At 44.7% G+C, this 16284-nt stretch carries 12 protein-coding genes; 5 read left to right on the top strand and 7 right to left on the bottom strand.

Annotated features, from left to right (window positions below; translation table 11 throughout):
- The first annotated feature begins 23 nt into the window (after positions 1–23).
- From DXD11_RS06230 to DXD11_RS06210, 5 genes are all read left to right on the top strand, one after another.
- Positions 24–1196 carry a hypothetical protein gene (locus tag DXD11_RS06230; RefSeq protein ID WP_118758002.1) on the top strand — a complete coding sequence of 391 codons (1173 nt, stop codon included), beginning with the start codon at positions 24–26 and terminating at the stop codon, positions 1194–1196.
- A 16-nt stretch (positions 1197–1212) separates the two neighbouring features.
- Entirely contained in the window at positions 1213–1890 is a 678-nt protein-coding gene (locus DXD11_RS06225; protein ID WP_117489490.1) for a response regulator transcription factor, read from the top strand.
- The gene (locus DXD11_RS06220; protein WP_118758001.1) at positions 1883–2782 is read left to right on the top strand and encodes a sensor histidine kinase; all 900 of its coding nucleotides are present in this window, start codon (positions 1883–1885) and stop codon (positions 2780–2782) included. Before DXD11_RS06225 ends, DXD11_RS06220 begins: the two co-directional genes overlap by 8 nt.
- A 135-nt stretch (positions 2783–2917) precedes the next feature.
- A complete protein-coding gene (locus tag DXD11_RS06215) occupies positions 2918–3589 on the top strand; it encodes an ABC transporter ATP-binding protein (RefSeq protein ID WP_006858253.1) in 672 nt (223 codons plus the stop codon).
- A gap of 15 nt (positions 3590–3604) precedes the next feature.
- Positions 3605–6250: an ABC transporter permease gene (locus tag DXD11_RS06210; RefSeq protein WP_118758000.1), complete on the top strand. Its 2646-nt coding sequence runs from the start codon at positions 3605–3607 to the stop codon at positions 6248–6250.
- Positions 6251–6301: 51 nt separating this feature from the next.
- Here the strand turns inward: DXD11_RS06210 and DXD11_RS06205 are convergent, their stop codons facing one another.
- From DXD11_RS06205 to DXD11_RS06175, 7 genes are all read right to left on the bottom strand, one after another.
- Complete coding sequence (locus DXD11_RS06205) at positions 6302–6547, bottom strand: DUF6061 family protein (protein ID WP_021683568.1); 246 nt, start codon at positions 6545–6547, stop codon at positions 6302–6304.
- 24 nt (positions 6548–6571) lie between these two features.
- A complete protein-coding gene (gene rlmD, locus DXD11_RS06200) occupies positions 6572–8224 on the bottom strand; it encodes a 23S rRNA (uracil(1939)-C(5))-methyltransferase RlmD (RefSeq protein ID WP_118757999.1) in 1653 nt (550 codons plus the stop codon).
- A 41-nt stretch (positions 8225–8265) separates the two neighbouring features.
- Entirely contained in the window at positions 8266–11373 is a 3108-nt protein-coding gene (locus tag DXD11_RS06195; protein WP_118757998.1) for a helicase C-terminal domain-containing protein, read from the bottom strand.
- Positions 11357–13486 carry a phospholipase D-like domain-containing protein gene (locus DXD11_RS06190; protein ID WP_158579425.1) on the bottom strand — a complete coding sequence of 710 codons (2130 nt, stop codon included), beginning with the start codon at positions 13484–13486 and terminating at the stop codon, positions 11357–11359. Before DXD11_RS06190 ends, DXD11_RS06195 begins: the two co-directional genes overlap by 17 nt.
- A gap of 2 nt (positions 13487–13488) precedes the next feature.
- On the bottom strand, positions 13489–14730 hold the full coding sequence (locus DXD11_RS06185) for a hypothetical protein (protein ID WP_147360974.1): 1242 nt from the start codon (positions 14728–14730) through the stop codon (positions 13489–13491).
- Between the two features lie 327 nt (positions 14731–15057).
- Positions 15058–15582, bottom strand: a complete 525-nt coding sequence (locus tag DXD11_RS06180) for a metallophosphoesterase family protein (protein ID WP_118757995.1) — start codon at positions 15580–15582, stop codon at positions 15058–15060.
- Between the two features lie 61 nt (positions 15583–15643).
- On the bottom strand, positions 15644–16246 hold the full coding sequence (locus tag DXD11_RS06175) for an XTP/dITP diphosphatase (protein ID WP_022217550.1): 603 nt from the start codon (positions 16244–16246) through the stop codon (positions 15644–15646).
- Positions 16247–16284 lie beyond the last annotated feature (38 nt).

Genomic DNA, 16284 nt, shown 5'->3' with positions numbered 1-16284 from the left:
AAAGAACCGAAAGGAGGTGCGCTATGCTGAATGATTTTACATGGAATATGACCGGATACATACTGAAACACCCTGTCAATCAGTCTGTTAACGGCATCATTCCCTATGTGGCAGAGCGCATCTTCCAACTGGAACCGGAGCCGCCAGCGGTGGGCAGTCTGAACGAATATATCCTGTCTGCCTTGCAGGAAAAGAATTTGATATATTTCTCATTCTTCCTACACCACTACGAGCCGCAGCTTAACAAGCGCATCAAAGACTTTCTCGGTGTGGATGGCGGCGATCTGTATGACACAGACCGATTTATAGATATAAAGCTCTCCTGCCGGGAGCAAATGCTCCAAAAGCTGATGGACTATGACCTTGCCAAGGGTGCAGAGTATGCTACATACATTTTCCCGTTCATCCGGGATGCTATGCTCCGTTTCCGCATGGGTGAAGAAAAATGGTCGGTGTCCTCTCTGACCAATTACAAAATGGTGCGGTCAATGGCTTGGCTGTACCACAATACCAAGGATGCGGTCAACGAATTTTCCAAGAAATACAACTGTGATCTTGCTCTTGCCGAAGACTATCTGAAAGTTGTGCGAGGTATCCGCAATCAGCAGCCATTCTATGTAACAGACGAGGATGGCGAGGAAATAGGCGAGGATGTAGCCCTTGACGATAGCTGGAACTATACCGATATCCTCTGGAACGGCATACAAGCAGAAAAGGTGCAGCAGGCATTTGAGAAACTGAATTACCGGGAACAGACCTTGCTCGAAAAACGGTTAGCAATTTGCATGACTTGTGGGCGTGTCAGCTCATGGAAAGACCGCCCCACCTTTGAAGAACTGGCGGTTATGTTTGAGGGCAGTACAGCCAGCGGTGCAGAACGAGCCTACCGAAAAGCAGTGGACAAGTTGACGGAATTGTTGGTTGCCGAGGGCGCAATCCATGCAGTCCGGCTAAAACAGAAATCCAAGACCAAGCGAAAAAAGAAAATCGCCGCCGCAATCTACGAATATCAGGCAGACTGCGACGGCGAATGGGGCGAAATATCATTAGATTTTGAGAACGGAAAGGCAGAGGTCATTTTGCTTACCGATTGGGATACAGTGAAAACAAACAAATTTGCAAGCAGAGCAATCGCCTATCTTCTGAACTGTGAGAACGAAAAATTACCCAAGGAAATAATGGTGGCCTTTGAATAACGAGGGAGTGAGATACATGGAACAATTATTGATTATTGAAGATGATATAGGGTTGAATCAGGGTTTAAGTAAAGCACTGAAAGCAGATGACCGTCAGATTATATCCTGCCAAGACCTAAAAACGGCGAAGGAACAGCTTCTTTGCGGCGGTGTATCCCTGATCCTGCTGGATATCAATCTGCCGGATGGCAGCGGGCTTGAGCTGCTTCGGGAGGTCAAGGAAAACCTGCCCGGAATTCCTGTTATTCTGCTGACTGCCAACGACACCGATCTGGACATCGTAGACGGACTGGAGAGAGGCGCTGATGATTATATTACCAAGCCCTTTTCTCTTTCGGTTTTGCGTGCAAGGGTGAATACCCAACTGCGAAAGCAAGCGTCAAACCATAAAAATGCGCCGTTCCATATGGATCTATTTCACTTTGACTTTGAGTCTATGACCTTTTATGTGGGAGATTCAAAAGTGGAATTGAGTAAAACAGAACAAAAATTACTGCGTCTGCTTGTTGAAAACCGTGGTCGAACCATGACCCGTGGAGACCTTGTCGACCGGATCTGGACAGATGGCGCAGAATATGTGGATGAAAATGCTTTGTCTGTTACGATCAAGCGTCTGAGGGATAAGCTTGGTGCACAGAAATACATTAAAACCATCTACGGAATCGGTTATAGCTGGGTGACAAAAGATGAATAAAACCGGCATTGTGATCATACTGCTATGTTTTCTGGCGGCGATAGCTGCTGTATTATGGGAGCGGAGGAAGATCAGAAAAACGATGGAAGAAATCGAAAGGATGCTGGACGCTGCCATGACCGGCTCCTTTTCTGAAACCAATTTTGATGAAAGCCGGCTATCTGCATTGGAAACGAAGTTTGCGCACTATCTTTCCGCCGCAGAAGCATCTTCTCAAAACATAGCGCAGGAAAAAGACAAAATCAAAACCTTGATTGCGGACATCTCCCACCAGACAAAAACGCCGATTGCAAACCTGCTGTTATACAGCGAGCTTCTGATGGAGGAAACTATGCCTGCATCGGCGAAGGCAAATGTGGAGGCGCTGTACAAACAATCGGAAAAGCTGCGATTTCTGATTGATTCTCTCGTAAAGCTTTCCAGACTGGAAAACGGGATCATTTCACTCTCCCCTCAGCAAGCAGCGCTGCAGCCGCTGCTTGAAAGTGTGGTAGAACAATATACTGCCACGGCTTCTGAAAAAGGATTGTCTTTGCAAATGCAGGATACAGATGCTTTTGCTGTATTCGACTTCAAATGGACAGCGGAAGCGCTGGCGAATATCGTAGACAACGCCATCAAATATACAGAGCATGGCACAATCAGGATTTCTGCCGCAAGTTACGAAATGTTTGCAAGGATCGATATATCGGATACCGGTTCAGGCATACCGGAAACTGAGCAAGCGAAGATATTTGCTCGCTTTTACCGCTCAAAGGCGGTTCAGGAGCAGGAAGGGGTCGGCATCGGCTTATACCTTGCCCGACAGATCATATCCGGCGAGGGGGGGTATATCAAGATTGCTTCCGTTCCGGGAAAAGGAAGTACGTTTTCCATATTTCTGCCGAAATAACAACAATTCTATCAAAACTGTTAGATTTCATTTTCCGCCGGAAAGAATGTGGAAAGATTCCTATGCGATAATCTGTATGTATCAAAGGATGATTTCCTTTCATACATACAGATTTTTTCATGGAGGTACTCATTTATGGAAGTTTTACAGGCAAAAAACCTGAAAAAGATTTATGGCTCCGGCAATAACGCAGTTCATGCGTTGGATGGAGTTGATTTAAGTGTAAAGAAGGGCGAATTTGTTGCAATTGTCGGCACATCCGGCTCCGGCAAATCCACGCTACTGCACATGCTGGGCGGGCTGGATCGCCCTACAAGTGGCACGGTCATGGTGGACGGACAGGATATTTTCTCCCTGAAGGAGGAAGCGCTGACCATCTTCCGCCGCAGGAAAATCGGCTTTGTGTTCCAAGCATATAATCTTGTTCCGGTGCTGAATGTGTATGAAAATATTGTTCTACCCATTGAGCTGGACGGTGGCAAGGTCAATAAGGATTTCGTACAGCAAATTGTACAGACACTTGGGCTGGATGATCGTCTGGATGCCCTGCCCAATCAGCTCTCCGGCGGTCAGCAGCAGCGAGTAGCCATTGCCCGTGCGCTGGCGGCAGCACCCGCTATCATTCTGGCAGATGAACCCACCGGCAATCTGGATTCCAAAACCAGCCAGGATGTATTGAGCCTTTTGAAAGTCACCAGTCAAAAGTTCGCCCAGACAATCGTAATGATCACTCACAACGAAGAAATTGCGCAGATGGCAGACCGCATTATCCGTATCGAAGATGGTCGGATCGTCTCCCAGAACTAACGGGAGGTGGCTACGATGAATGTCAAAAACAGAAAATGTATTCGAAAGCTCAGCTTAAAATCTCTTTATGCGAACCGTCGCCGCAATCTGATCGCTATTTTTGCCATTGCACTGACAACGCTGCTATTTACGTCCATGTTCACCATTGTCTTGTCGTTGAACGCCAGTTATGAAACCTACCAGTTTCGGCAGGTAGGTGGCTATGCACACGGTACCTTTAAGGATGTTTCCCCCGAGCAGGCGGAACGTATCGCTGCCCACCCAAAGGTGAAGGCTGCGGGGGTACGGAAGGTAATCGGTATCACTGCGGAGGGTGTCTTTTCCAAAACCCCTGCAGAGATCAGCTACATGGATGCCAACTGCACTAAATGGAGCTATGCAACCCCTACTACCGGACGGATGCCCGAAAGCGGCAAAGAGGTAGCCATGGATACGGCAGCGTTGCAGCTGCTTGGCGTAACGCCGGAGCTGGGCGCCGAGGTCACGGTTTCCTATTCCATTACGGACAAGGATCAAACCGCCTTTACTGTAACAGATACCTTTACGCTGGTGGGCTATTGGGACTATGATGAACTAATGCCTGTTCATTACATCAACATCAGCCGTGATTACGCAGATGACATCGAAGCGCAGGCAGTGAAAACAGGTTTACAGCCTTTCCGCACCGATTTGAATGTCATGATGGCTTCCAGTACAAACATTCAAGGGCAGATGGAGCAGGTGGATACCGATCTCGGCTACACATGGGACAGCTATACCGATCCCAACAGCGTCCGGATCGGCGTCAACTGGGGATATACCTCATCCCAGCTGGAGTCGCATCTCGATCCGGAACTTGTGATCGCCATAGCAGCTTTTTTGCTGCTGGTGATTTTCACCGGGTATCTTATCATCTATAACATTTTCCAGATCTCTGTTGCGGGGGATATCCGGTTTTACGGGCTTCTGAAAACCATTGGCACAACGCCCCGGCAGCTCAAACGCATCATTCGCCAGCAGGCACTTCTGCTTTGTCTGATCGGCATTCCGGCGGGGCTGCTGTTGGGCTATGGCATTGGCGCTGTTCTGGTGCCTGTTGTCTTGCGCTCCACCCAGTTGGATGCAGGCATCACCACCATCAGCACTTCGCCTGTGATCTTTGTTGGCTCCGTGCTGTTTGCCCTGCTGACGGTGCTTTTGTCCTGCTCCAAGCCCGGGAAAATGGCAGCCAGGGTTTCTCCGGTGGAGGCTACCAAATATACAGATGCGATGCAGACCAAGAAAAAACAGCGCAGCACCCGGGGAGCGAAGCTCCATCAGATGGCCTTTGCCAATCTGGGACGAAACAAAAAAAAGACGGTGCTGGTGGTGGTGTCTCTGGCACTGTCGGTGACGCTGTTCAATGCACTGTGTGCCTTTGTGGGCGGCTTCAGCATGGAGAAGTATGTATCCTTCATGACCTGCGCCGATTTTATCGTCAGCACGCCCGACTATTTCCGTTACAACTCGGCAGATGAATTCATCACGCCGGAACAGATCGAAGAGATCGCAGCAAACACAAAGTCCAGTCTTTCCGGCACGGGATATGCTGTGCGAAAACCCGTATATCTTTGGATGACGGAGGATGCTCTGCGGCAGGACTATGCAAGGTACGAAAGTGCTGAGCAGTTGGACAGCCATATGAGCCGCATGGAGCACCGGGGCGATATGGTGATGGGAGATACCAGAATCGAGGCTCTGGATAACAGCCTGTTTGACAAGCTGCAAGTGTTCGACGGAGATATTTCTCCTATGCTGGAGTCAAACAATAACGCTATTGCCATTGCGGTTTCCTTAGATGACTACGGTAATCTGCCCAATCCTGAATACTACCCCAAGGTGGGAGACACGATCACCGCCACCTATGCGGACGATGTGAAATATATCGACAGCCGCACCGGGGAACTCCGCACCGAAGATACACCGGAGGAGTACTTTCAGGAAAAACTGTATGGAGCCAGAGATGTAGAGTACACGGTCTGCGCCTTGGTAGAGCTTCCGTATTCCATGAGTTATCGTTATGGTGGTATTGGATATGAGACAGTTTTGTCTGTGGATACCGCACAGAGGGACAGCGGCGGTGCGGCCATTCCGATGCTCTACCTGTTCGACACAGCAGACGACGCAGACGAGGCCGAAGCAGAGCAATATCTATCGAAGCTCACTGCCGGTGAGTTTTCACCCTTGATGTATGAAAGCAAGGCCACGGCTCGCTCTGAGTTTGCTCAGTTCCGGCAGATGTTCCTTCTGGTAGGTGGTATCCTCTGTGCTATCATCGGGCTGGTGGGACTCTTAAATTTCTTCAACGCCATGATGACCAGTATTCTTTCCCGCCGCCGTGAATTTGCTGTGCTTCAGGCTGTAGGAATGACGAACCGGCAGCTCAAAACCATGCTGATCTACGAGGGATTGTTTTACGCAATGTCCTCCGTATCGGCGGCCTTTATTCTGTCGCTGGCGGTGGGACCTCTTGCAGGAAAAATGCTGGGCAGTATGTTCTGGTTCTTTGAGTATCGATTCACCATTCTGCCTGTCCTGCTGACAATTCCGGTATTTCTTCTGCTGGGGTGGCTGATTCCTTGCATGATGTATGACAATGCAGCGAAATGCAGTGTTGTAGAGCAATTAAGGGATGCTCAATAACTGTTAAGCAAAAAACGGCCCTCTGCCAAGGAAAAGGCAGAGGGCTGAGTTTTAATCTAAGGGTTTACATTCAGTTACAGTTTTTAGATAAATTTCGGGATCACCGTTCAAGATCAAGTCTGCATATCCAACCGGATCATTGTAGATTAGATAATCCAGTTCTGACCGTTGATACATATTGTCAGCAACCTCATTCTCCACGGCGATGGTATCAATGGCAATCATGCTGCCATCTAAAAATTTCAGTTCCACACAAGCGGTATCCATGTTAAACTCACAAGAAATCAATCTATCCATAAGAAACCTCCATTTTGCGGGATGTTAGATCATCCCAAAATATTTGAATGCTTCTCGGATTGCTTTCTCTTTTTCCGGCGGACACTGGGGCTGTCTGGAATCCTCGGACTTCGGCAGATTATAGTTCTTACCAACCCCAATCCCACATTTTCGTTTAATCTGTGAGATATAGAGGTTGGACACCTTTAACCCGGTATGCTCCAACACATACTCCTTGATCTGCGGATAGGTTGCCCCATCCTGAAATTCGGACATATCCATATCTTCCAAAGAGAACTCAACCCGAATCTTTTTCGAGTCGACTTCGCCCTTGGAAAGCAAGACAACCGTCTCTACATGAACAGTACCCGGAAATTGATCGACAGCGCATGCCTTAGTCACGAAATATCCGTTCTCCTGCAGAGTCACCAGATCCCTGGCAAGTGATGTAGGCTTGCAGCTGATGTACACAAGCTCCTTCACACCATAGTTGATGATCTTCGTCAAAGCTTTAGGATTGATTCCATCACGAGGCGGATCAAGAACTATGAAATCCGGCTTCTCCTCTATGTCATCTATGACCTTAAGAACATCCCCCGCAATAAACTCACAGTTGTCAAGGCCATTGAGCCCGGCATTCACACGGGCAGCCTCCACAGCTTCCTCGACTATCTCCACACCGATGACCTTCTTTGCGACAGGCGCAAGAAGCTGGGCTATCGTTCCGGTTCCGCTGTAGAGGTCGAATATGACGGCATCCTTTGTGTCACCCACATATGAACGCGCTTTGTCATAGAGCCTTTCTGCACTCTTTGTATTTGTCTGGAAGAACGAGAACGGCGATATCTTGAACTGAAGTCCGAGGACCGTCTCATATATATACTCTGTTCCGTATAGCAGATTTGTCCTGTCACTGATGACCGCATCCGCCATGGAGTCATTCTCCGTGTGGAGGATTCCTGCGATTTTTCCCTCAAGCGGCAGCTCCAACAGCCCCTTCACGTATGCATCAAGGTCGAGAGCCGCCAGATTCTGGGTGGTTGTCACCAGATTCACCAGCAGATCGCCATTTGTCGCCGAACGTCTGATAACCAGATGGCGCAGAAGCCCCTCGTGCTGCATCTTTTTGTAATATGGGAGTCCCGCCTCCTTGCAGAACTGGACAGTATATTTCACTATCTTGTTCAGATCATCATTTACTATATAGCAGTCATCCATCTGTACGATGTCGTACGTGCTGTTCTTCTTGTGAAGTCCCAGTGCCAGCGGACCATCCTTGTACTCATCGCCAAATGAGAACTCCATCTTGTTCCTGTATCCCTTTGTCACAGGAGATGCAATTATCCCCTGCCACTCATAAGGATGAGCCTCACCATCGATCACACCGTCAAGAAGCCCTTTGACAAGCTCCTCCTTCACCTTCAGCTGATTCTCATAGCTGAGCGTCTGGTAGCTGCAACCACCGCACATACCAAAATGCGAACAAACCGGTGAAGCATCCTCAAGCTCCGATTTCTCAAGGACCTCAAGGAGCCTTCCGTCCGCCTTGCCCTTCTTCAGCTTGGTTATACGGCAGCTCACCTTCTGTCCTTTTATCGCACCCTTAACTGTTACTTTTCTGTCATCCATATGAAAGCTTCCCTTGTTTGGGAACTCATATGTGTTTATCACACCTTCAACTATATCGTGTTTCTTCATATCATTTTACCTGTCCTTTTCTATCAGTCTCTATCGTCATCTTAATTCTGCAACCGCTCATTGTACGGAGAGAAATCTACATATAACTCCTGCACATCTGCCTCTTTTTTGTTGACCATAAGTCTCTCCAGCAGTTCGTCTGCATCCGCCTGTCCAATAACAGATCTGTACAACTGAAGCAGCTTGAGCATATTATGATACTTCTCCATCATAGATGAGTTGTAGAAATACGGCACCAGTCTTTTTATTCCAGCCACCTCAAGCTTATTTCCATCTCTTTTTCTGGCAACAAGCCAGTGTGGTATAATGCCACAATTTAATTTCTGATTGCCTTCTTCGCACAACGAAGCCTTTGCAGCCTCAAATGCATTATCCAGAAGCTTTGTTATATCATCAGTGCATATCCTGGTCTCCTCTTTATTGCCATACCATTCCATAACAGCCTTTCTCACCGCAAGACAATTATACCTGTTTATTCTGCCTTCTCTCTGTTCAAAATCAGTAGGATTGGCTGGAATAGACAAATGTACTATTCGATCCGCATAATTATGGAAATCCAGTCCCTCCTGACCTATAGAGGTCGTAGCAAATACAAATGGCGCAAATGGCGAGTTAAACGCAGCCTGAAGATTGGATATACTACTCACTTTATCGTCGTCATTACTGCTTCCTATACATCGCGCATAATATGTCTCTACGCGACTTTCCGCCCTTTTCTGCTCATTGCCTGTCCTGGATATCTGAAGTCTGCCATCTTTTGTATGTTCATACAATGTAATATTGATTTTGGTTGCCTTATGTACATTATGGCAATCTGACAAGAATGCCGTGTTCCCTATATATTTCAGCTCTTGCAATACATACCGAAGCTTTCCTTCTTCACAATAATCAAGTATAGACTGTCTAAGACTATTCTCATCTATCTGTAAAGTGCCATTATTATCTCTAAGGACGGAACCATATTCATTCCTCTTTACCGGCAATCCCATCTCAGACCACACGGCAAACAAACCTGACTCTGATGTTGTAAATATCCTTCCAACACTTTTTATTTTTATTATACCTTCATCGCCATTATTATCCCATTCCTGATTTTCCCCATAAACAGTTACCAGCCCCAGTCTTTTTTTCAGTAGTTCTTCGACACTTTTTTGAAAATCCTGAAGTTCTTTCTCCGTAATACTCTTATCCTGTTCCTGTTTCAATATCCACCAGATAAGTCTCCGTGTCACTTCCCGGCTGATAAGTCCTGCCATAGCTCTCGGTACAACAACTCTGTCTGAGAACATAATGGTCTTGCCAAAGTTTTTGTGCTCTGCAAATGCACCTTTAAGCTCTTTCCAACCGACCACAGAAGGAACCCACAGAAGTCTGGCTGCTCCTGGATGATTCAGAAGTACATCCTCCCTTGTCATGCCATTATACTTACCGGATTTCAGCATAGAATCGATATCCAGAGATTCTATGTCCAGAATATACTCCAACACCTTCTCATAAACTCCATGCCATTCCCCAAGTGTTTTGGACATATCTTTAAAATCATCTTCAAGAATATAACATTTTGAATTATTTTTATATCTTATTTTTCCAGCGTCAACATCCTTATCAAAATTGCCTTTAATTTTATAGCCATCATCGCCGCCGGCCTGTTTGTTCCCTCGATTCATAAACGAGAGAACATATGGGATTCTCTCAGCATATGCTGTCGCTGTACCTGTACCTATATGATACCTGCCATTGCCTGTATCATATTCAACAAGCTCATTCGTATAATCAAGAAGAGCTTTGATCCCACCACATCCGATCTCCTGTTTATCAGCATCTCCAGCGTCTGTGCTGTCTTCTCTCAGCTCACGCAGCACATTGATCCTCTCCATTCTGGTAAACACTGATCCCATCTGTCTCTCAAAGGCGTTTTTCTTTTCCAGAACCTGTTCCTTACTCTCACTATCTGATCGTGAATATTTTTCAAGTGCAGTCTTATAAGCCTCAAGGGAACTTGAAATTACAGACATACCATTTGTTCCCCCTCCTTTTTCAAGGAAGCGGCACACATCATATATACTTGCATTTTCCGTGCCTGCTGTATCTGTATCCGTCTCATCCTGATCTGCATTTTTACTCATATACATCCTAAATGGAGTTGCAGACAACATCAGAACATATGGATTTCTGTCTTCCCCATCAGACTCCTGTTCCAGAACCTTTCTTATGATACTTTCCTCATAATCTGAAGCCTGACCTATGATCTCCTTGAAATTTTGGAATTCATCCATAATAACCAGCCCGCAGTCCAGCCAGTCCATCGTGATCTCCGCAAAGCCTTTCCTTACGATCTGCCAGGTATTATAAAAGTTTTCTATTTCATATTCATCACCATTACGGCTATCCCTGATAATACTACATGCTTTATTAAACTCTTCATCACTCTCGCACTTGGTCCTGTACAGCTCCCTCAGCTTCGTAAAATCTTTATTTTTTTCAAGCTCCTCTGATAAATTGATTTTTTCATGATCCGAAAAAGCCAGTATCCTATTATACAGAAACTTTCTCTCTTCTGCTCTGCCCGTTCCTTTTATATCAATAGAAGTTCTCTGTGTCATTGGCAATATTCTAAGTCTGGTCTCCAATGCATTGACCCTGCCCAGAGATTCATATGTGTGGTCTTTTCCATATACATTGCAATAATCCTGAAGTACCTCTCGAAATTCCACTTCATAACCTGATGAATTACTGCCAGTTTTAAATTTTAATGTGTAAATATTCTCGCATTCTATCTGAAGCACTTTTCCCGACAGACAGCTGGCGCGGTTCATCCATTCTTTGTCATTATTTTTATCAAGGCCCAATTTCTCCTCATTCTGCTTGGCAATATTCGTGTTGGAACATATATAAATGACATTAAAATAATAATAATGCTCCTCCACCACATCTCTTATCTCTGTTTCAGACTTGCCGGCAATTTCCTGCTCAAGGAGTTTACACATAAGACACCTGATGACGCCCCTCGCAATAATAGTCTTTCCAAGGCCCACCTCATCTGCAAGAAGAAATCTTCCGCTGGTACATTCTCCAATATAACTGTCAACGATCCTTCTTATCGCACGCTTCTGATAATCTGTATATTCAATTTCACCTTTGTCCGTCATATCCGATTTCCCCTTTTAAACATTCGAATTGCGCTATCATATTTTCAACCAGCTTTTTATCCATACATGCTATTTCTGCCTGTTCCTCCTGCGACATACCTCTGTTTCGAAGCGCATACATTTCATATATAGACTTCACCCGATTCTCATATCCTGTTAAGACTGAATCCAGACTTTTCTTCTCGTTTATACATCTTTGAATCAGCTCTTCCAACGTAGGAATGCAGTTTCTTACATAGCGCTCATACTCCTTAACGCCCAGTCGGCTTCCTGAATCATCAGAATTATTCTCCGACTTATCTATACTGCTGTCTTTATAATTTCTGCTGCATAACAAACCTGCTATTTTCTCATATATCAATATTCTCTGCACATCTAACAGATTATCTGCCGCGTCTGTCTCGTCTCCATCATTATCATTGGGCTGAGCACACCAGCATATATGTATGTTTGCCCGAGCGTATTCTTTGTTCTTATATTCAAGTGTCAGTATAAACTGCTGCCCCGCTTTTCTCCTGTTAAGTCCTGACCAGGATATATCCGTCTCCAGAACATCAGAATTGGGATCTTCCGATATCTCATCCGCAAATGTGATTTTTAGCAGATTCTCACTTCTTTCCGGATAATCGACAGGACATATCTTTATAGATATATGTTCGTCTTCACCGTTTTCATCTCTCTCACATTTATTTTCTTCTAAAATATTTTGCCTTGCTATATATTTTCCCAAAGTAGTCAGTCCCTCATTGATCGAAGTGATCAGCTCACCGACATTATCCTTCTCTTGCGCCGTCGCAATCCCGGTCCTGCAAACGGTCAGCGTATAATTATCACTTTGGCTGAATTTCACAGCATACATCTGGCTTATCTGTAGTGCCAATTTCCTAAACTCACTATCTATATCGAGTTCATGCTCTTCAGATCCATTGACCTTGGGTATTTTTCTATATGTATACAGTCTATAATCTTCTTGAAACGCTGTCCTTATACAGTCATACCGCTGTTCCGTTATATCTTGAAGCTTCACCACCAGTTCTCTGTTATTTTCAAATGCTCTGTTGGAAAAATTCAGTGATCCCACATAAACCCATTGATCTTTATCTGACAGATATGCCTTAAAATGTGAACTTGATGGTTTTCTGTTTACCTGATTCTCCTCTATCTCATACACATAGAACTGGCGGCTGTCAGTTTTGTCATCATCCTCCACTATCTGCTTTTCAGCACAACGTTCATACCCCAGCTTTGTCAGTTCATTTTCCATAGTATATATGTTAGTTTTCTTTGGGCATTCTCTCAGAAAACTTTCTGATAAAAACGGAGAAAAAATGTGGTCTGCCCCTTTTAGCATATTTTTGAATTCCGGATCCGGGCAACCGCTCCCAAATGCTGTGATCTCCGGAAGTTCATCCTTTTTAAAGTAATATGAGTCCACAGCAAGATTCTCTATGACCTTGCCTATGTTCCGGTTGTCGATATATGGACTATCCGATCTGCCGTTTTCTCTTTCATATCCAAACAATCTATCTATCGCACCTGATATATCAGCTTTTGTGCCTTTCAGTTTTACATATTTGTCCCTGTCTGTTTCAGGCACGTCCTTTTCTCTGTACGCTTCAAGCTCCATACATGCCGCAAATTCCTTGTTGTGCGAATTCACCAGATTCATACTGCCTATGATCAATCGGAACAGTGTATCTGCCCCCTCCGCCGTATTATCTTTTTTCTCAAACTTCACCAGATACATTTTGGGATGGAAGCTGTGATCGCGCTCTCCAAGCGGAATCGTGTAATACGCCGTAAACCGTCTTGTGTACTGATACATCGTGGAGGCCGAGCTCTTATCATAGCCATTATTACATACAAATCCTATGTGTTTCTCCATCCATTTCATATCCTCGATACCTTTATCGAACAGCATCTTCAACCGCTCTGTGATCGACAGACTTGTACCACTGTCCATCCCCTTTGCTGGTATATCCCTCATATATAACAGTGCCGACAACAATGCTTTTGCATCAATACTATATGTGCATAACAATGCACCCACTGTTTCGTATCCCTTTGGTGGACAAAGCTTGTCCAATAAATATATATCCTCTGTATTTTCCATATTTACTCCCATTTTATATAATTATAAAACAATTCTGATATATAATAGCTTACACACATGGTTATGGTTCCCGGATATCTGTTTTGACTTTCTGTAGGACGATACTCCCACCTGAATGTGTCTATATAATCCTCTGTGTCCTCTATATTTCTTAGATTAGTGCCTAATTTTGATGCAGCCCCCTGCACGTGTTTCTCTCTTTCCTCCACGCTCCCGGCAATTTTCTCTATATCACTTGTATTTATGTCTTTTATATCTACGTTCTTCAATTTTTGGGTTATCTCATTTATAAAATTCCAGCATTCTTCTAAATCCCCGTTTTCTCCATGACCGATAAAACCTTTACATTTTTCATATTTACTTTTCCAGTAATTTCCGTTTATTTTATTGCAGATCTTGAAATACGCTGCGATCTCAGATCTGATTTTTTCTTCATATGCTTTACGTTTATCGTCATCTCTGCGGAACAGCAGCCTTTTATAACTGAGCTTGGCAATATACTGGATAATAGAATATATCTGGGACTGGCGAAGATATTCATACATACGAAATCCATTATCTATCCCTACAATACTCTCGCCATAATTGTCAATTTCTTCAAATTCATAAAGGCTCTTACTATTTTGTTTTATTTTTAACTCTTCAAGTAAATCTTCAAGTTTTTCATATTTGAATTTACCCTCTTTACCTTTTTTATATATTTTTGATACAGAATCTTCCTTTAGTACATCTTTTTCATTTGATATAGGTGCTTTTTTAAATCCAAGGAAACTGGTGATAATATTCGATGTATATGAATATCTGCATATTCGGCTATCATCCGGCATCAACACCCGCCTTATATAATCCAGTTTCTCTATTTCATCCAATTTCCCCGGGCTATAGATACAGCCCTTTTCATAATCTGTGAGATCTTCTACATCCGAACCAACTTCAACATTATCTATCACATTTTTCACAAATCTATATCGGTCTGTCTCTCTCAATATATCCAATAAGCATACACCATTTATTGAATACTTTTCGTCCAGATAATGCAGCATCTTCATCTTATTCTTATATTTCTTGTAAGCGCGGTCCTTTGCATCGTCAAAGAATCCCTTTCCTTTGCACTCTTCACGATGTTTTTCAACTATATGGTGACTGATCATCCTTTCATAATAATCAACATCATCCTCTGATCCCTTTTCTTTAAGTACATGATATATAGCGTTGAGATAATAGATATATACCAGATTAGGCATAAGTGTCGTGCACTCTGGAAACAGTATCTCCGAGATCCTGTTGTTCATAGGTCTAAGTCCCAGGACATCCCTGTTATTTGCCTCCTTAAAAAAATTGCTTATCCCCTTATCATCTTTCCCATACAAACTGCAAAATCCAAACTCCACAAGTATCCCCCTTCCCATACTCAAAAATGCCGGACACCTACATCACAATGAAGTGCCCGGCACCAATTATACTACCTTTATATCTGCTCTATCCCCACAGATCCTCAAAAAACTTCTTCCTCTTCTTCTCCTCCGGTATGGAACATCAGCCATTTAAAGCTACCTTCGGCAGGGCTGATGCTACATGTCAAATTTTCTTCGAAAACTTGACACATTCGACTCTACCCTCGGCAGCTCATTCTCCGCAAAGAAAGGCGTTCCGTGCTGGTCAAAATCAAGCAGCATATACGTTCCAATCCGGTTGTCCCTCGGCAGAGCCAGACTTCCCGGATTCACTATATATGAACCCTTGTAGCTCGTCAGGTCACGGCGGTGGGTGTGTCCATACATTACGAAGTCATATCCTTCCGTGTCGATAAGCTCCTCCAGATATGAAATACCGCTGTTCACACCATACCTGTGTCCATGCGTTATAAATGCCCTCTTATCTCCGATGTTGAATTCGTCATATATCGGGAGCTCCGGGTTGTAATCGCAGTTGCCCCTCACCATGTGGATCTCACAGTCAAACAGGTCATGTATCAGCTTTTCATCTCCCTCAACATCTCCGAGATGTATCAGCATGTCCACGTCGCCAACTATATCGTGTATCTGTTTTAAGCAGCTACTCTTGCCATGAGTGTCACTTATTATCAGTACTTTCATCTATTCCTCCTAACGAGAATCCATCGATCCCACTGATCATTAACTTATTTATTCCTGATTCTCACTTACTCTCCCTGTGCGCTCTGATGACGTTCTTCATCAGTCTCAGTGCATTTCCCCTGTGACTGATCTTGTTCTTCTCCTCAGGATCAAGCTCCGCAGTGGTCTTGCCCAGCTCTGGAAGGTAAAATATAGGGTCATACCCGAAACCGTTCTCGCCGCGCTCCTCGTAGCCTATGATTCCCTCTATGGTTCCCCGCTCTGTGTACTCGCTTCCATCCGGGAACACTGCTGCTATAGCGCACACGAATCTTGCTGTCCTCTCAGGATCTGGAACCCCGGCCAGCTTGTCTATTATGTACTGGTTCTTTATCCTGTACGATGTGTCCTCACCAAGGAATCTCGCGCTGTATATTCCAGGCGCCTTGTCCATGTAATCGACCTCAAGTCCTGAGTCATCCGCAAGCACCAGACATCCGCTCTCCTTGCTGATGGCTCTCGCCTTGATCAGAGCATTCTCCTCAAATGTCTGTCCGTCCTCCACTATGTCTATATCGATCCCAGCCTCTTTCATGGACTGTATCTCAAATCCGAGGTCAGCAAGTATCATTCGGACCTCCTTCATCTTTCCTTCATTTCCCGTTGCAAATATCAGCTTATCCATAATAGTTCTCCTTTCCCACAGCTTACATACACTTCCTG

Source organism: Coprococcus sp. TF11-13, from assembly GCF_003481085.1.
Classification (GTDB): domain Bacteria; phylum Bacillota; class Clostridia; order Lachnospirales; family Lachnospiraceae; genus Coprococcus; species Coprococcus aceti.
The sequence above is the reverse complement of the archived record's forward strand: the minus strand, read 5'-3'. Positions and strand labels throughout refer to the sequence as shown.